The 18,357-nt window shown below is 57.1% G+C and carries 11 protein-coding genes; 6 read left to right on the forward strand and 5 right to left on the reverse strand.

Annotation, left to right across the window (positions count from 1 at the left end; genetic code table 11):
- Positions 1-156: 156 nt before the first annotated feature.
- Entirely contained in the window at positions 157-2,247 is a 2,091-nt protein-coding gene (gene malQ, locus H0S68_RS23185) for a 4-alpha-glucanotransferase (protein ID WP_020837368.1), read from the reverse strand.
- Between the two features lie 9 nt (positions 2,248-2,256).
- A complete protein-coding gene (gene malP, locus H0S68_RS23190) occupies positions 2,257-4,662 on the reverse strand; it encodes a maltodextrin phosphorylase (protein WP_020837369.1) in 2,406 nt (801 codons plus the stop codon).
- A gap of 542 nt (positions 4,663-5,204) precedes the next feature.
- Between malP and malT the strand changes: the two genes are divergently transcribed.
- From malT to glpD, 6 genes are all read left to right on the forward strand, one after another.
- Positions 5,205-7,919, forward strand: a complete 2,715-nt coding sequence (gene malT, locus H0S68_RS23195) for an HTH-type transcriptional regulator MalT (RefSeq protein WP_048760492.1) — start codon at positions 5,205-5,207, stop codon at positions 7,917-7,919.
- Positions 7,920-7,944: 25 nt separating this feature from the next.
- Positions 7,945-8,493: a GNAT family N-acetyltransferase gene (locus tag H0S68_RS23200; RefSeq protein WP_020837372.1), complete on the forward strand. Its 549-nt coding sequence runs from the start codon at positions 7,945-7,947 to the stop codon at positions 8,491-8,493.
- A gap of 149 nt (positions 8,494-8,642) precedes the next feature.
- The gene (gene glpE, locus H0S68_RS23205; protein ID WP_020837374.1) at positions 8,643-8,969 is read left to right on the forward strand and encodes a thiosulfate sulfurtransferase GlpE; all 327 of its coding nucleotides are present in this window, start codon (positions 8,643-8,645) and stop codon (positions 8,967-8,969) included.
- Between the two features lie 168 nt (positions 8,970-9,137).
- On the forward strand, positions 9,138-9,974 hold the full coding sequence (gene glpG, locus H0S68_RS23210; RefSeq protein ID WP_020837376.1) for a rhomboid family intramembrane serine protease GlpG: 837 nt from the start codon (positions 9,138-9,140) through the stop codon (positions 9,972-9,974).
- A gap of 36 nt (positions 9,975-10,010) precedes the next feature.
- Positions 10,011-10,769 carry a DeoR/GlpR family transcriptional regulator gene (locus tag H0S68_RS23215; RefSeq protein WP_020837378.1) on the forward strand — a complete coding sequence of 253 codons (759 nt, stop codon included), beginning with the start codon at positions 10,011-10,013 and terminating at the stop codon, positions 10,767-10,769.
- A 264-nt stretch (positions 10,770-11,033) separates the two neighbouring features.
- The gene (gene glpD, locus H0S68_RS23220) at positions 11,034-12,542 is read left to right on the forward strand and encodes a glycerol-3-phosphate dehydrogenase (RefSeq protein ID WP_046372456.1); all 1,509 of its coding nucleotides are present in this window, start codon (positions 11,034-11,036) and stop codon (positions 12,540-12,542) included.
- Between the two features lie 44 nt (positions 12,543-12,586).
- Here glpD and glgP read toward each other — a convergent pair whose 3' ends face one another.
- From glgP to glgC, 3 genes are all read right to left on the reverse strand, one after another.
- Positions 12,587-15,034 carry a glycogen phosphorylase gene (gene glgP / locus H0S68_RS23225; protein WP_046372455.1) on the reverse strand — a complete coding sequence of 816 codons (2,448 nt, stop codon included), beginning with the start codon at positions 15,032-15,034 and terminating at the stop codon, positions 12,587-12,589.
- Between the two features lie 272 nt (positions 15,035-15,306).
- A complete protein-coding gene (gene glgA, locus H0S68_RS23230; protein WP_020837382.1) occupies positions 15,307-16,740 on the reverse strand; it encodes a glycogen synthase GlgA in 1,434 nt (477 codons plus the stop codon).
- A gap of 330 nt (positions 16,741-17,070) precedes the next feature.
- Positions 17,071-18,348 (reverse strand): glucose-1-phosphate adenylyltransferase, encoded by a 1,278-nt coding sequence (gene glgC, locus H0S68_RS23235; protein WP_020837383.1) that lies wholly within the window; start codon positions 18,346-18,348, stop codon positions 17,071-17,073.
- Positions 18,349-18,357: the final 9 nt, after the last annotated feature.

Consider the following 18,357-nt stretch of genomic DNA (forward strand, 5'->3'; position numbering starts at 1 on the left):
TGGCTGCGTGCACTTACCCCAGTCACTTACCTGAGTAAGCTCCTGGGGATGCTCGCACTTGCCGCCTAGCTGCAACTCCAATTAATTTGGGTATCTACCATTTGCATGAGAGCTAAAGTTCTCATGCCACGTCTTTAATACCACAATGGCTCTCTGTTACCCCACCGAGACCTTGCGCCGCCGCTTGTCCAAATCCTTCAGCAGGCGATTGACCTGCTGATCGGCAAACATCTCCTCCAGCGTTTTGGTCAGTTTTCGCCGCCAGTTTGGGTACTGATCGCTGGTGCCGGGAATATTGACCGGATCCGCCATATCCAACCAGTCTTCCGGCTGCAGACCCAGCAAGGCGCTGGCGCTGTCGGCGACATAGCGCTGCAAACCACGATTAAGCAGCGGGCTCATATTCAACAACGCCGCCTTTTTGCCCACTTTCTGCGGCACACAGCCATAGTGATGCAAGCCATCCAGTAGCCCCTGTTTGGCACGTTCGCGATCGGCGAACAGCTCTTTCAGGATCTCCGCATCCGGATACAGCCCCAGCTTGTTGCCGAGCTTCAGATCGCCACTTTGCCAATAGCCGCGCAGCGTCGGCAGGTCGTGCGTGGTGATGGTCGCCATCGCCTGAACCGGATAGGCCTGCGGGGCGCGGAAGTGGTTCTCGCCGTCGCGTTCGAAGTACAGCACCTTGTAGGAATAAACGCCGCTGTCGCGCAGCTTGCCGACGATTTCCACCGGAACGGTACCGAGGTCCTCGCCAATCACCATGCAGCGGTGACGTTGACTTTCCAGCGCCAGCACCGCCAGCAGGTCATCGACCGGGTATTTCACGTAGGCGCCGTGAACGGCGGTTTCACCGTAAGGGATCCACCATAAACGCAGTAACGCCATCACATGATCAATACGCAGCGCACCACAGCTGGTCATATTGGCGCGCAGCAGATCGATAAACGGCTGATAGCCGCGCGCCGCCATCACATGCGGATCCATCGGCGGCAGCCCCCAGTTTTGCCCCAGTGGCCCGAGAATGTCCGGCGGTGCGCCAACCGAGGCCTTCAGACAATACAGCTCGCGTTCGCACCAGGTTTCCGCGCCCCCTTCCGCCACGCCGACCGCCAGATCGCGATACAGGCCAATCGGCATCTGCTGTTGCTGACTTTGGCGGAAACAATCGGCGAACTGACTGGCAGCCAACCACTGCAGCCACAGGTAAAATTGCACCTGTTCTTGCTGCTGCTGACAAAATTGCTTTACCGCAGCGCTATCACCCTGCTGATATTCTTCCGGCCAGGCCGGCCAGCCCCACAGGCTGTCATCCGCAGCCGCAAGATGAGCATGCAGCGCGTCGAATGCCGCCTGCTGATACAAACTTTCGCCGCCGTCGATAACAAACTGCTCGAATGCCTGACGTTGAGAGTCAGCGGCTTTACGCGCCTGGAACAGCGGGAATGCCAGTTGCAACGCCGCCAGCTTAAGCTGCGTCACCTTGCCGTAATCCACCCGATCGCTGGCACGGGCCTCGGCCAACTTTTTTTGCGTTGCCGGTTTCAGCCACCATTGCTGAGCGGCTTCGTTGCGCTGGAAATCCTCCACCGCGTTCACGTCAATATAGATGACGTTCAACCAGCGTCGCGACGACGGGCTATACGGACTGGCGCTTTCCGGGTTAGCCGGGTACAGCGAGTGAATCGGATTCAGCCCGACAAAAGCGCCGCCCCGTTCACCGACCTGCTCCACCATCTGGCGCAAGTCGCCAAAGTCACCGATGCCCCAGTTGCGATCGGAGCGAAGAGTGTAAAGCTGGACGCAAGCGCCCCACAGCTTCTTGCCGGTCAACAAGGCATCCGGTTCGAAGCAGCGTTTCGGCGCCACAATCAACCGGCACTGCCACTGCTGCTCACCCTGTGTCAGCGTCAGTTGATGATAGCCCGTTGGCAATTCAGCCGGCAGGGTGAACGTTTTGCGTGCGCTGGCACGGCCTTGCTGCCGGCCGCCGTCTTCGCGCAGCAGCGTCCACTGATACTCACCGCTGCCCGCCAGCGGCAATGCCACCGGCGCGCCCTGATAAAACACCTTCACCGCCGGCAGCGGCGTCACCGCAGGCTCCTGCGGTGACGCGCTTCGGCCCATGGCGTCCAGCAGCCTGCGCTTGGTGTCTTCAGCGATCGCCTGCTGTTGACCATGGGCGTTAATATAATCGGCAGCGATACCCGCCTGAGCTGCCGCCTGATCGATGACCTTGCGATCCATTCGCTCTCCTTAACGCTTGGCTTGCCAGATACGCTGCTGGTAGTCGCGGATCGAGCGATCCGAGCTGAACATCCCAACGCGTGCGGTGTTAAGAATAGTACGACGCGTCCATTCATCACGGTCACGATAGAGTTCGTCTACCTGCTGTTGAGCTTTACAGTAAGAAGCAAAGTCCGCCAGCACCAAATAAGGGTCGCCGCCTTCCAGCAGGCTGTGCAGCATCATGTCGAAAGCATGCTTGTCACCGTTGCTGAATGCACCGCTCGCCAATTCGTCCAGAATCGCTTTCAGATGTTTGTCTTTCTTGCGGTAGCTGAGCGGATCGTAGCCTTTCGCCAGCAGCGCCTTCACCTGATCCACGGTATTGCCGAAGATAAAGATGTTGTCTTCGCCCACCTGCTCGGCGATTTCCACGTTAGCGCCATCCAGCGTGCCGACGGTCAGCGCGCCGTTTAACGCCAGCTTCATATTGCCGGTCCCTGAAGCTTCTTTGCCGGCGGTGGAGATCTGCTCGGAGATATCCGCGGCCGGGATCATCAGCTCAGCGACGGAAACGCGGTAGTCAGGAATAAACGCCACTTTCAGGCGATCCTTCACCAGCGGATCGTTGTTGATCTTCGACGCCGCCTGGTTGATCGCATAAATGATGTTTTTCGCCAGGTAATAGCCCGGAGCCGCTTTGGCGCCAAACAGGAACACGCGCGGCACGATATCCAGCTGCGGGTTATCACGCAGTTGACGATACAGCGACAGGATATGCAGCAGGTTAAGGTGCTGGCGTTTGTATTCGTGCAGGCGCTTGATCTGCACGTCGAAAATCGCGTCCGGATTCAGTTTCAACCCCATGACGTCGTGCACGTAATTGGCCAATACGACTTTATTATCGCGCTTGATTTGCTGATAACGCTGACGGAACGCCGCGTCATCGGCGTACTTCTCCAACCCCTTCAGCGCGTCAAGATCGTTAGCCCACTCTACCTTCAGCGTTTCATCAATCAGCCCAGACAACGCCGGGTTACATTGCTTCAGCCAGCGGCGCGGCGTGATGCCGTTGGTGACGTTGTGGAATTTGTTCGGCCACAGTTGGTGATATTCCGGGAACAGATCTTTCACCACCAGATCGGAGTGCAATTGCGCCACACCGTTGACCGCAAAGCCGCTGACCACGCACAGGTTAGCCATGCGGACCTGCTTGTTATGGTGTACTGCCAACTTGGCCCACACCGCGTCGTCACCCGGCCAGTGCTTGTCCACCAGCTTTTTGAAGTTGGCGTTGATCTGCTTGATGATGGAGAAGTGGCGCGGCAGCAGGCTGCGTACCAGTTTCTCATCCCAGCACTCCAGCGCTTCCGGCATCAGGGTATGGTTGGTGTAGGCGAAGGTCTTGCTGGTGATGGCCCAGGCGGCATCCCACTCCAACTGATGCTCATCCAACAGAATGCGCAGCATTTCCGGAATGGCGATGGTCGGGTGAGTGTCGTTAAGCTGGATCACTTCGTACTTCGGCAGATCTTCAATTTTGCGGCCTGCCAGATGGTGCTTACGCAGGATATCCGCCACCGAACAGGCGCACTGGAAGTATTGTTGCATCAGGCGCAGGCGCTTGCCTGCCTGGTGGTTGTCATTCGGATACAGCACCTTGGTCAGCTTGGCCGCTTCAACGCCCTGCTTCTCCGCCTGCAGGAATTTACCGTCGTTGAAATCACTCAGATTAAACGGATGCTGATGCGTCGCCTGCCACAGGCGCAGCGGTTGAGTCACGCCATTGCGGAAGCCCAATACCGGCAGATCCCAGGCCTCGCCGCGCAGGGTAAATGCCGGACGCCACAGTTCACGGCCATCGGCCAATTTCTCCAGTTTCCCGCCGATGCCCACATCCACCGACAGCGCGGCGTTGTGGCGGAACCACGGATAGCTTTCGCGCTGCCAGTTATCCGGCGCTTCCTGCTGCTGGCCGTCGCTAAACGACTGGCGGAACAGCCCGTATTGGTAATTCAACCCGTAGCCGGTGGCCGGTTGTTCCACCGTTGCCATCGAATCCAGGAAACAGGCCGCCAAACGCCCCAGCCCACCATTGCCCAACGCCGGATCGGTTTCCTGCTCCAGCAGATCCGCCAGCTTGATGTCCTGCTCCGCCAATGCCTGCTCGACGGTGTCATACCAGCCCAGGTTAATCAGGTTGTTGGCCGTCAGGCGACCAATCAGAAACTCCATCGAAATGTAGTTCACGTGGCGCAGCGGCTTACTGCTTTTGCGCGGTGCAGGCTGCGCAGCCAACTGCTCGGCCAACGCCGCGCTTACCGCCTCCCACCATTGGTGCTGAGTCATTTGTTGTGCAGAACTGAGGCCAAACTTTTGCCACTGACGGGTCAGTGCCGCCAGGAAAGCATCCTTTTTAAGCGTAGGCTGGGACATAAAGAACTCTCTATCCAGTAAGTGGGTCAAATTAGCGTTATCGTGCCGGGGAGAAAGAGTGAAGGCATCATCCCGCCTGGGGATTAGCTGGGGAGGAGGATTGGGGCGTAGCTAAAATTGTGATCTCAGGCACTTTTTGACTCCCTTGCATCATGCAAAAAAGCCCACCGACGGACGCGGCGAGCACTGAGAACCAGGCGAAAACTTGTTCAATGACGTTAGCACAGTTATCGCAGAGGCTACAGTCGCCTGCGCGCCCATAAATGCTTTCTTGTACCTGCGTCACTCAAGCGCGCTAAAACACCACGGTTCCACAGGGCTTTAGCTGTAAACGTAAAAAAGTGTGATCAATAGCAATATAACTCCAAGCCAATGCGGAACCTTGTTGCAATACGTTTAACGTTGTCAGAAGTTAGGAGGGGGATTAATTACGAGCCATAAAATAATTAACCCTACTCCGATCCCGGCAGGCGTCGCGCTGCAATGAACGCCAACGGGCAGGCCAACGGCTACGGAAACCGCGATTTTCACTCTGGAATACTATGCTGATCCCATCGAAACTGAGCCGTCCGGTACGGCTGCAAAATACCGTGATCCGCGATCGCCTGCTGGCCAAATTAGCCAGCACGGCCAACTATCGCCTGACATTGGTCAATTGCCCTGCGGGATACGGGAAAACGACGCTGGTCGCACAGTGGGCGGCCGGTAAATCAGATCTGGGCTGGTACTCGCTGGATGAAAGCGACAACCAACCCGAGCGCTTCGCCAGCTACCTGATCGCCGCCTTGCAACACGCCAGCGGCGGCCACTGCGTCAAAAGCGAAGCACTGAGTCAAAAGCATCAGTACGCCAGCCTGTCGGCACTGTTCGCCCAGGTGTTTATCGAGCTTTCCGACTGGCATCAGCCACTGTATCTGGTGATTGACGACTACCACCTGATCACCAATGACGTGATTCATGAAGCCATGCGCTTTTTCCTGCGCCACCAGCCGGAAAATCTGACGCTGATCCTGCTGTCCCGCACCTTGCCGCCGTTGGGCATTGCCAATCTGCGCGTGCGTGACCAACTTTTGGAAATGGGCACGCAACAGCTGGCGTTTACCCATCTCGAAGCCAAACAGTTCTTTGACTGCCGCCTGACGGCCCCCATGGAACAGCATGACAGCAGCCGGCTGTGCGATGAAGTCGAAGGTTGGGCCACCGCGCTGCAGCTCATTGCGTTATCCGCCCGTCAATCCACTTCTTCCGCCCAGCAGTCGGCCAAACGCCTGGCGGGGCTTAATGCCAGCCACCTGTCGGATTATCTGGTGGACGAAGTGCTGGATCACGTCGATGCCGAGGCGCGCGCCTTCCTGCTGCGTTGTTCGGTGCTGCGTTCCATGAACGATGCGCTGATCGTCCGCCTGACCGGCGAAGACAACGGCCAGCAACGGCTGGAAGAGCTGGAGCGTCAGGGCTTATTTATCCACCGCATGGACGACAGCGGCGAGTGGTTCTGTTTCCACCCGTTATTCGCCACCTTCCTGCGTCAGCGTTGCCAATGGGAATTGGCGCTGGAGCTGCCGGGCCTGCACCGGGCCGCCGCCGAAGGTTGGCTGGCGCTGGGGTATCCGGCGGAGGCAATCCACCACGCGCTGGCGGCCAGCGACGTCAGCATGCTGCGCGATATCCTGTTGCAGCATGCCTGGTCGCTGTTCCACCACAGTGAGCTGGCCCTGCTGGAAGAGTGTCTGAACGCGCTTCCTTACGAAAAGCTGATCCAAAACCCCAAGCTTGCACTGCTGCAGGCCTGGCTGGCGCAGAGCCAGCACCGCTATATCGAAGTGAATACCCTGCTGGAGCGCGCCGAACAGGCAATGCGCGAGCATAAAATTGACGTCGATCGCACCCTGCACGCCGAATTTGATGCCCTGCGCGCGCAGGTGGCAATCAACGCCGGCAAGCCGGAAGAGGCCGAACGCCTGGCCACCGAAGCGCTGAAATTCCTGCCGCTTTCCAGCTATTACAGCCGCATCGTCGCCACCTCGGTCACCGGCGAAGTCCATCACTGCAAGGGCGAGCTGGCTCGCGCACTGCCGATGATGCAGCAGACCGAGCAGATGGCCCGACGCCATCAGGCTTACCACTACGCGCTTTGGGCGCTGCTGCAGCAGAGCGAAATTCTGATTGCGCAGGGGTTCCTGCAGGCCGCCTACGAAACGCAGGACAAAGCTTTTGAGCTGGTGCGCGAACAGCATCTGGAACAGCTGCCAATGCACGAGTTCCTGCTGCGTATCCGTTCACAAATCCTGTGGTCCTGGTCGCGGCTGGACGAAGCGGAAGACGCCGCCCGCGAAGGCCTGAAAATCCTGGCCAACTATCAGCCTCAACAGCAGCTGCAGTGCATGGCCATGTTGGCCAAGTGCTCGCTGGCGCGTGGCGATCTGGATAACGCCAATGCGCACATGCAACGTTGTGAAGTCCTGCTGCACGGCTCTCAATACCACCGCGACTGGCTGACCAATGCCGACAAACCGCGGGTGATCCACTGGCAGATGACCGGCGACACCGCAGCCGCGGCCCAATGGCTGCGCCAGACCGAAAAACCCGGCATGGCGGACAACCACTTTATGCAAGGCCAGTGGCGCAACATTGCCCGGGTACAGATCATGCTGGGCCAGTATGAAGAGGCCGAAGTGGTGCTCGACGAGCTCAACGACAATGCCCGCCGCCTGCGCCTGGTCAGCGATCTGAACCGTAACCTGTTGCTCAGCAACCAGCTTTACTGGCAGATGGAGCGTAAAAGCGACGCGCAAAAGGTCCTGATGGAGGCGCTTTCACTGGCCAGCCGTACCGGATTTATCAGCCATTTCGTCATTGAAGGCGAAGCGATGGCGCAGCAACTGCGCCAATTGATTCAGCTTAATACGCTGCCGGAGTTGGAAAATCATCGCGCCCAACGTATTCTGCGCGACATCAATCAACATCACCGGCATAAGTTCGCGCATTTTGACGAGAACTTCGTCGATAAGCTGCTAACTCATCCACAGGTACCGGAACTGATCCGCACCAGCCCGCTGACGCAGCGCGAATGGCAGGTTCTGGGGCTGATTTATTCCGGCTACAGCAACGATCAAATTGCCGGCGAACTGGACGTGGCGGCTACCACCATCAAAACCCATATCCGTAACCTGTACCAGAAGTTGGGCGTAGCCCATCGCCAGGAAGCGGTACAGCAGGCGCAGCAACTGCTGAAGATGATGGGGTACGGCGCCTGACGAATACAGAAAGGACTCATCGATTATGGAAGATGTCATTATTGGCAACGCTAAAAAAACTGATGCGGGAGAGGTGGTAAGGCTTATCGCACTGGCGGATAAAGATGCGGTACTGGCCCTGTCTGGCAAAGACGATATCAACGAAGCCCTGTTTCAGTACGAAGTGAACTTCGGCCGCCATGATGTCTATTTTGGCTATAAAAACGTCTTCGTGGCTCGGGACCAGGAAAAAATACTTGGCTGTATCCTGTATTTCAAAGGAGAAGACGAGTCAGGGTTCACAGCCATAACAGAGCATCGAGCTGAAATGGAAAATGAATCAGACCCCGATGAAATATATATAGATTCCCTGGCCGTCCTGCCGGAGTGCAGAGGACGAGGGATAGCAAAATCTCTGATTAGCCGTGTTGTTGAGGAAGCCGGGCGACAAGGGCTCAATAAAGTCGGCCTTCTGGCAGATACGAAAAAACCTCATCTGAAAGCACTCTATCGCAAGCTAGGGTTCAAGGTGACGGCGGAGATAGAGCTCCTCAACGATCGCTACGAAAAGATGACGGTCGAAACGGGAGTTTAATGAGTCAGGAAAAGGGCGCCCTTTTCCTGATAGTGTTCTATATAGCAGCAGTACAACTGGTGTAATAAACCACAATTTTCATCTGGTCTTAATTGCCGCGAAATTGACTACAATGGCGGCATATTCTTATTACGAGGCAGTTGGCAGTTATGGAACAGTTTGAAGCGATCAACGTTGAGCAGGCGCACAGCCGTTGGAAAGACGACAGCGCCGCGCTGGTCGACATCCGCGATCCCCAGAGTTTTGAAGCCGGGCACACGCCAGGCGCCTTCCACCTGACCAACGCCAGCCTGCAGACCTTTATGCAGCAAAACGACTTTGATCGTCCGGTGATGGTGATGTGCTACCACGGCAACAGCAGCCGCAGCGCGGCGCAATACCTGCTGCATCAGGGGTTTGACGCGGTGTACAGCATTGACGGCGGCTTCGAGGCCTGGGCACGCCAATATCCTCAGGACGTTGAAACCTCCGCATAATCCTCCCCCCGCCGTCTGCGGCGGGTTCCTTTTTCGCGCTTTTAGTGAGTGTTTTTGCGGGTTTTTCGCAGATCTGCTGCCTGCGCTCAGGATTTCGACGGTATAATCGGCCGTCAACGCCATCGGGGTAAACCGGCGGCTAAAATCATTCACTTAGACGGAAAAGCCATGGTTAGAGTAATCGCCGTATCCAACCCCCGCCTGGCGCAGGCCTTTGTCGACTATATGGCGACACAGGGCATCGAGCTACGGGTGCACAACAGCGGCGAAGCGGCAGAGATCTGGCTGGCTGACGACAGCCATCTGGAGCAGGTACAACATGAGCTGCAGCAGTTTCTGATCGATCCACTCAACAGCCGCTACCGGGCCGCCAGTTGGCAGGCCGGCAAGACCGACGCCGAGCTGCACTACCAGGGCTATTCTTATCTGCACACCTTGCGCAGCAAGGCCGGCCCGCTGACGCTGAGCGTGATGGCGCTGTGCATTGTGGTCTATATCCTGATGCAGATACTGGGCGACGACGCGGTAATGTACTGGCTGTCCTGGCCACAGAACAGCGAGCAGTACACGCAACTGTGGCGCTGGGTCAGCCATGCTTTCCTGCATTTCTCGCTGCTGCACATCACCTTTAACCTGATGTGGTGGTGGTATCTCGGCGGCCCGATGGAAAAACGCCTCGGCGCCGGCAAGCTGTTCGTGCTGGCGGTGGTCTCGGCCTTTTTCAGTGGTTGGGCGCAGTCGCTGTTCAGCGGTGCCTTGTTCGGTGGCCTGTCCGGCGTAGTCTATGCGCTGATGGGTTACTGTTGGCTTAGCGGCGAACGTGCACCGGAACGCGGTCTGATGCTGCCACGCGGCCTGATGGTGTTTTCGGTTCTGTGGCTGGTGGCCGGATATTTCGATATTTTAGGAATGTCGATCGCTAACGCGGCACACGTAGCCGGTTTAGTGTTAGGGTTATTGATGGCATTTTGGGACACGCGTCATCGCGCGCACAACGAACAATAACAGCCAGGTACAAGCCGGGCGTTTTAGGGGATTATCGTGAAGCAAACACAGCGTCATGACGCAATTATCGAGCTGGTGCGCCTGCAGGGGTATGTCAGCACGGAAGAACTGGTCGAACATTTTGACGTCAGCCCGCAAACGATTCGCCGTGATTTGAATGACCTGGCCGATCAGAACAAAATCCAACGTCATCACGGTGGCGCCGCGCTGCCCTCTAGCTCGGTGAATGCCGCGTATAACGATCGTAAAGTGATGTGGTCGGAACAGAAAGCGCGTATTGCCCAACGCGTCGCCAGCCAAATCCCGGACGGTGCCACGCTGTTTATCGACATCGGCACCACGCCGGAAGCGGTCGCCCATGCACTGATGAACCACAAGAACCTGCGTGTGGTGACCAATAACCTGAACGTCGCCACCCTGCTGACCGCCAAAGAAGATTTCCGTTTGATCCTGGCCGGCGGCGAAGTGCGCACCCGCGACGGCGGCATCATGGGCGAGGCCACGCTGGACTTTATCTCCCAGTTCCGTCTCGATTACGGCATTCTCGGTATCAGCGGCATCGATATGGACGGCTCGCTGCTCGAATTCGACTATCACGAAGTGCGCACCAAACGCGCAATTATCGAAAACTCACGCTGCGTGATGCTGGTGACCGACCACTCCAAATTCGGCCGTAACGCGATGGTCAACCTCGGTAACATGAACCTGATCGACTATCTGTTTACCGACCAACTGCCACCGCCAAGCGTGATGAAAATCATCGAGCAGTACGACGTACAGCTCGAACTGTGCTAAGCCCTCTCCGTCACGTTTAACCCTGCGGTACCGCTTTTACCTCCGTTATTCCTGCCGTTTTCTCCGGGGTTCAGCCTGCTGGCCCCGGTCATTGCCATCCGAATACCCCTTCTTTTTGTATAACTACTATCACCAAACTGTTACCTCTATCACGCCTAAATGTTTTTGTTTGGTTAAGTCTTGGCTTGTTTGTTGGTTTTTGATTACAATCATGAGCGAAAACGAACATGAAAGAGCTATTTCGAACATCTGGAGGAAGTTGACGTGGAAACCAAAGACTTGATCGTTATCGGTGGCGGCATCAACGGTGCCGGCATCGCGGCGGATGCTGCCGGGCGCGGCCTGTCCGTACTGCTGCTGGAAGCGCAAGACTTGGCCTGTGCTACGTCTTCCGCCAGTTCCAAACTGATCCACGGTGGCCTGCGCTACCTGGAACACTACGAATTCCGTTTGGTCAGCGAAGCGCTGGCAGAGCGTGAAGTGCTGCTGAAATTGGCACCGCACATTGCCTTCCCAATGCGTTTCCGTCTGCCGCACCAGCCGCACCTGCGTCCGGCCTGGATGATCCGTATCGGTCTGTTCCTGTACGATCACCTGGGCAAACGCACCAGCCTGCCAGGCAGCAAGGGTTTGCGCTTTGGACCAGAATCGGTGCTGAAACCTGAATTGAAGCGCGGTTTCGAATATTCCGACTGCTGGGTCGACGATGCTCGCCTGGTGGTGTTGAACGCCCAGGAAGTGGAAAAACGCGGTGGCGAAGTGCGTACCCGCACCAAGGTCACCCGCGCATGGCGTGAGAATGGCCTGTGGATGGTAGAAGCGGTCGACGTCGACAGCGGCAAAACCTTTACCTGGCGCGCCAAAGGCCTGGTGAACGCCACTGGCCCATGGGTGAAACACTTCTTCGACGACGGCCTGAAGCTGAAATCACCTTACGGTATCCGCCTGATCAAAGGCAGCCACATCGTGGTGCCGCGCGTACACGATCAGCCGCAGTCCTATATTCTGCAAAACGAAGACCACCGTATCGTCTTCGTGATCCCATGGAATGACGAGTTCTCCATCATCGGCACCACCGACGTGGAATACCACGGCGATCCGAAAGACGTGAAGATTGACGATAACGAAATCAACTACCTGCTGAAAGTGTATAACGACCACTTCAAGAAACAGCTGGGCCGTGACGATATCGTCTGGACTTACTCCGGCGTGCGCCCACTGTGCGACGACGAATCGGACTCGCCGCAGGCGGTCACCCGCGACTACACGCTGGACGTGCATGACGAACAGGGCAAAGCGCCGCTGCTGTCGGTGTTCGGCGGTAAACTGACCACCTATCGCAAGCTGGCTGAGCATGCGATGGAAAAACTGTCGCACTACTACCCTGGCTGCGGCCCGGCGTGGACCAAAAACGGTTCGCTGCCAGGCGGCGACATCGGTGGCGATCGCGACAGCTACGCCGCAAAACTGCGCCGCGAGCACAGCTGGCTGCCTGAATCACTGGCGCGTCGTTTTGCACGCACCTACGGCAGCCACAGTGAGCTGATCCTGGCCGGTGCCAACAGCCTCAACGATCTGGGCGAAGATTTCGGTCACGGCCTGCATGAAGCCGAGCTGCGCTACCTGATCGAAAAAGAATGGGTGGTAGAGCTGGATGACGCTATCTGGCGCCGCACCAAGTTGGGCATGTGGCTGGACGAAACGCAGCAGGCACGAGTCAAGGCCTGGCTGGCAGAACACGCGAAAGCGAAAACGCTGTCTCTGGCATCGTAAACCGCTAAACGTTAAAAGGGCCGGATATCCGGCCCTTTTTTACATTACAGCTTGATGGGTTTGATGTGCCAGATTTCGTCCGCATACTCCTGGATGGTGCGGTCGGAAGAGAAGTAGCCCATATTGGCGATATTCAGCACCGCCCGACGCGTCCAGTCGTCCTGATTGCGATACACCTCATCCACCTTGTCCTGCGTATCCACATAGCTGCGGTAATCTGCCAGCAGTTGATAGTGATCGCCCAGATTTACCAGTGAATCAAACAGGTTGCTGTAGCGCTTAGGTTCTTCAGGGCTGTAAACGCCGGTGGCAATCTGGGTCAGCGCCTGATGCAGCTCCGGATCCTGCTCATAGTACAGATGCGGGTTGTAACCGTTGCGGCGTAGCTCCTCCACCTGCTCGGCGGTGTTGCCGAAGATGAAGATGTTCTCCGCCCCAACGTGTTCCAGCATTTCAACGTTAGCCCCATCCAGCGTGCCGATAGTCAGCGCGCCATTCAGCGCAAATTTCATGTTACTGGTGCCGGACGCCTCGGTGCCTGCCAGCGAGATCTGTTCGGACAGGTCCGCCGCCGGAATGATCATTTGCGCCAGGCTGACGCTGTAGTTTGGAATGAACACCACTTTCAGCTGCGTATGCACTCGCGGATCGTTGTTGATCACCTTGGCGACGTCGTTGATCAAGCGGATGATTTGTTTGGCAGCGTAATAAGCCGAAGCCGCCTTGCCGGCAAAGATCACCACGCGCGGCACTCGTTCGGTTTCCGGATCCTGCAGCAGGCGGTTATACAGCGTGATCACGTGCAGTACGTTAAGCAGCTGCCGTTTGTACTCGTGGATACGCTTAATCTGTACGTCGAACAGCGCGTCCGGGTTGACCACCACATTCAACGTTTTGGCGATGTAGGTCGCCAGTCGCTCCTTGTTCTGCCGTTTGGCGCTTTGCACCGCCTTCAGGAAGCTGGGGTAATCGATATTGGCCTTGATCTCGCTCAGTTGGCTGAGATCGGTACGCCAGGTCTGACCGATGCTGTCGTCCAGCACGTCAGACAGCGGTCGGTTAGCCAGCCCCAGCCAGCGGCGTGGGGTGACGCCGTTGGTTTTATTGCAGAAGCGATCAGGGAAAATACGGGCGAAATCGGCAAACAGCGATTGCACCATCAGTTCGGAGTGCAGCGCTGAAACGCCGTTAACCTTGTGGCTCGCCACGACCGCCAGCCACGCCATACGCACCCGGCGACCATTGGTTTCATCAATGATAGACACCCGCGCCAGCAGCTCATTGTCGCCCGGCGCCACTTCCTGCACCTGTTTGAGGAAGTGATCGTTAATCTCGAAAATCAGCTGCAGGTGACGCGGCAGGATCCGACCAATCATGTCCAGCGGCCAGGTTTCCAGCGCTTCACTCATCAACGTGTGGTTGGTGTAAGAAAACACCTGCTCGACCACCGCCCAGGCATCCAGCCAGCTGAACTTATGTTCGTCGATTAGCCGGTGCATCAGCTCAGGGATAGATAACACCGGGTGGGTATCATTGAGGTGAATGGCAATCTTGTCTGCCAGGTTGTCGAAGCTTTTATGCATCGTCCAATGGCGGTTGAGGATATCCTGCACCGTGGCCGACACCAGGAAATACTCCTGCCGCAGGCGAAGCTCACGCCCAGAATACGTCGAGTCATCGGGATAGAGCACGCGTGATACGTTTTCAGAATGGTTTTTATCCTCAACCGCCGCAAAGTAATCGCCCTGATTGAATTTACCCAGGTTGATTTCATTACTGGCCTGCGCGCTCCACAGCCGCAGCGTATTGGTGGCGTCGGTATCAAAACCGGGGATCACCTGATCGTAAGCGGTGGCGACTACCTCTTCGGTTTCCACCCAGCGCGCCTTGGCGCCTTCCTGCTGGATCCGTCCGCCAAAGCGCACCTTATAGCGGGTGTTATGACGCGGGAACTCCCACGGATTGCCGTATTCCAGCCAATAGTCCGGTGACTCCATCTGTTGGCCGTTTACGATATTCTGTTTGAACATGCCGTATTCGTAACGAATGCCGTAGCCCCGACCCGGCAGCGCCAGCGTCGCCAGCGAATCCAGGAAGCAGGCGGCCAATCGCCCCAGCCCGCCGTTGCCCAGCCCTGGATCGTTCTCCTCCTCCAGCAGCTCGCCCAGGCTCAGCCCCATCTCATTCAACGCGTCGTCGATATCCTGATAAATCCCCATCGACAACAAGGCGTTGGACAGCGTCCGGCCAATCAGAAACTCCATCGACAGGTAATAAACCTGGCGCACATCCTGCGAAAGTTGCGCACGGTTAGAACGTAACCAGCGCTCCACCATACGGTCACGCACCGCAAACAGCACGGCATTCAGCCAGTCATGCTGGTTGGCGATAGCCGGATCCTTGCCGACGATAAACATTAACTTATAGGCGATGGAGTGTTTCAGCGCTTCAACACTGACCGTGGGTGAGGTGTAACTAATCGGTGAAGTCATAGCTTTTCGATCCCAAGTTTGTGGCTGCCCGTCGCCTTTCAAGCCGCAGCGTTGTTACCTGCACTTGCTCACCCAGTTACTTACTAAAGTAAGCGCCTGGGGATGAGTAAGCTGGCCACCTGGCTGCAACGTGAAATTCATAGAGCATTACAATAGGTGTTGATATACCCAAAATAATTGGCGCTGCATCAAGGCGGCAAAAAAACTTATCCCGATGAGCTTACACTGGTAAGTGATTCGGGTAAGTGAGTGCAGCCAACACAGAGGCAGCGTCAAATATGACGGGAATAAAGCGACAAATATTCCTTTGCCGCGACCTGCCAGCCAAAATCCACGCTCATGGCGTGGCGCTGGACGTGACGCCAATGCTTCGGCCTGCTCCACAGCACCATGGCGCGCCGAATGGCGTTGCCCAGTGCGGTGGCGTCACAATCATCAAACACAAATCCGCTGGCGCTGCCGTCGGCCAGATTCTCCAACGCGCAGTCCACCACCGTGTCCGCCAGCCCCCCGGTGCGGCGCACCAGCGGCAGCGTGCCGTATTTCAAGCCATAGAGTTGAGTCAGCCCGCAGGGTTCAAAGCGGCTCGGCACCATGATCACATCGGCCCCGCCGATAATGCGGTGCGAGAAAGCTTCGTGGTAACCAATCTGTACGCCAACCTGCTCCGGATAGTCGGCGGCAGCGGCGAGAAACGCCTGTTGCAGCACCGCATCGCCGGCCCCCAGCAGCGCCAGTTGGCCGCCCTGCTCCAGCAGCGCAGGCAGGGCTTCCAGCACCAGATCCAGCCCTTTCTGACTGGTCAGGCGGCTCACTACCGCAAACACCGGCAGCGACTCATCCACCTTAAGGCCCATGGCTTTTTGCAGGTGTAGCTTGTTCTTGACCTTGTTCTTCAGATCGTCAGCGTCGTAACGGGCGGTCAGCCGCGGATCGTGGGACGGGTCCCAAATTTTGTCATCTACGCCGTTAAGAATGCCGCTCAAGCGCCCCTGATGCTGGCGTTCCTGCAGCAGCCCCTCCATACCATAGCCAAACTCCGGCCGGGTGATTTCACGCGCGTAGGTCGGGCTGACGGCGGTGATATGGTCGGCGTAGTACAAACCCGCCTTCAGGAATGACATCTGGCCGTAAAACTCCAGGCCATAGACGTTGTAGAACGAAGGCGGTAACCACAGCTCTGCCACGTGATGGGCGGAGAACAGCCCCTGATAGGCCAGGTTGTGCACGGTGAAGATGGAACGTGCCGGATGGCCATTGGCGGCCAGATAGGCACAGGCCAGCCCCGCATGCCAGTCATGTGCATGCACTATCTGCGGGCGCCAGTACCGATCCAGCCCCTTGGCCAGCTCACAGGCCATCCAGCCCAGCAGGGCAAAGCGTCGGTGGTTGTCGGAATAGGCATTCATTGATTGGTCGTGATACGGGCTCCCCGGCCGCTCGTACAGCCAGGGGGCATCAATCAGGTAAATGCCCACGCCGTGGTAGGTGCCGTAACGCAAGCCGACCCGGCCGGCGAAAGAATCGATTTCTGCCACCAGCACCGAGTCCGGTATGCCATTACGCACGTCAGGAAAAGCGGGCAATAACACCCGAACATCGCCGCCCTCGGCGATCTGAGCCGCCGGTAATGCGCCAACCACGTCTGCGAGCCCGCCGGTTTTCAACAGGGGGAACATTTCAGAACATACGTGTAAAACCTGCATTATCACTCCTGAGAATCGGCAAAATTACTCTGGAAAAGCAGGCTTGCCGCTGTTGTTAATCCCGCGTTGTGCAAGCCATCAGTCCGTTATACCCGTCATACTTCAAGCTGCTTGGGTGTTGGCTGAACTATTCGGCCCATCCTTGGGCCTCACCCCTTACGGGGCTGCTGCAAGCAGCGTTCAAATCTGCTCCCGGCAGATTTGTCACTCACCCCAGTCACTTACTTGAGTAAACTCCTGGGGATTCACTCAGTTACCGCCTACAAGCAACTCGAATTATTTGGGTATATATAGCGGCAGGCGGCAGTTTTTGCTGCCGACTACCTTAACTCACAACTTTGACAACATTTCGCGCGTAACCAGCACAATGCCACCTTCCGAGCGATAAAAGCGTTTGCTGTCCTCGTCGGCGTTTTCGCCAATCACCATGCCCTCGGGAATATGACAGGCACGGTCGATAATGCAGCGCCGCAGACGGCAGGAACGGCCGACGTTAACGTCCGGCAGCAATACGGTAGAGTCGATGGTGCAGAACGAGTTCACCCGCACCCGCGGGAATAGCACCGAATGCACCACCACCGAACCGGAGACGATGCAACCGCCGGACACCAGCGAGTTCATGGTCATACCGTGGCTACCGGAACGATCCTGTACGAATTTGGCTGGCGGCAGCGGTTCCATATGAGTGCGGATCGGCCAGGCACGGTCATACATATCCAGCTCTGGTGTCACCGAAGCCAGATCGAGGTTGGCGCGCCAGTAGGCCTCGAGCGTACCCACATCACGCCAGTACGGCGGCAGATCGGGGTTGGAGGTCACGCAGGACAGCGTGAACGGGTGCGCCCAAGCCGCTTTCTGGGCGGTGATTTTCGGGATCAGATCCTTGCCGAAATCGTGGGTGGAGCCCGGCGTCGACATGTCCTCTTCCAGTAGTTGGAACAGGTAGTCAGCGTTAAAGATGTAGATCCCCATGCTGGCCAGCGACATATCCGGGTTGCCCGGCATCGGCGGCGGGTTGCTGGGTTTTTCCAGGAATTCGAGGATCAGATCGTTTTCGTCCACTTCCATCACGCCGAACTCGCTGGCTTCCTCACGGGGTACCGGCAAGCAGGCAACGGTGCATTGCGCGCCCTTCTCCACGTGGTCGATCAGCATGCGCGAGTAATCCATCTTGTAGATGTGATCGCCCGCCAGGATCACCACATATTCGGCGTCGTAACGGCGAATGATATCCAGGTTCTGGTACACCGCATCCGCCGTGCCCTTGTACCAGTGCTCGGTACTGAGGCGTTGCTGGGCCGGCAACAGATCGACAAACTCGTTCATCTCTTCGTTGAGGAACGACCAACCGCGCTGGATATGCTGCACCAGAGTATGGGACTGGTATTGGGTGATCACGCCGATGCGGCGGATGCCCGAATTCAGACAGTTCGACAGGGCAAAATCGATAATGCGGAATTTACCGCCAAAGTGGACGGCCGGCTTGGCCCGGGTTGAGGTTAAATCTTTCAAACGCGAACCGCGGCCACCGGCCAGGATCAGGGCGACGGACTTAATCGGCAGTTGGCGTGCCAACATCAGGGGGTCTTTATTTTCAAACCTAACCATAGCTGACTC

The sequence above is a fragment of the Serratia sp. AXJ-M genome (genome assembly GCF_046531865.1).
Taxonomy (GTDB): domain Bacteria; phylum Pseudomonadota; class Gammaproteobacteria; order Enterobacterales; family Enterobacteriaceae; genus Serratia; species Serratia liquefaciens.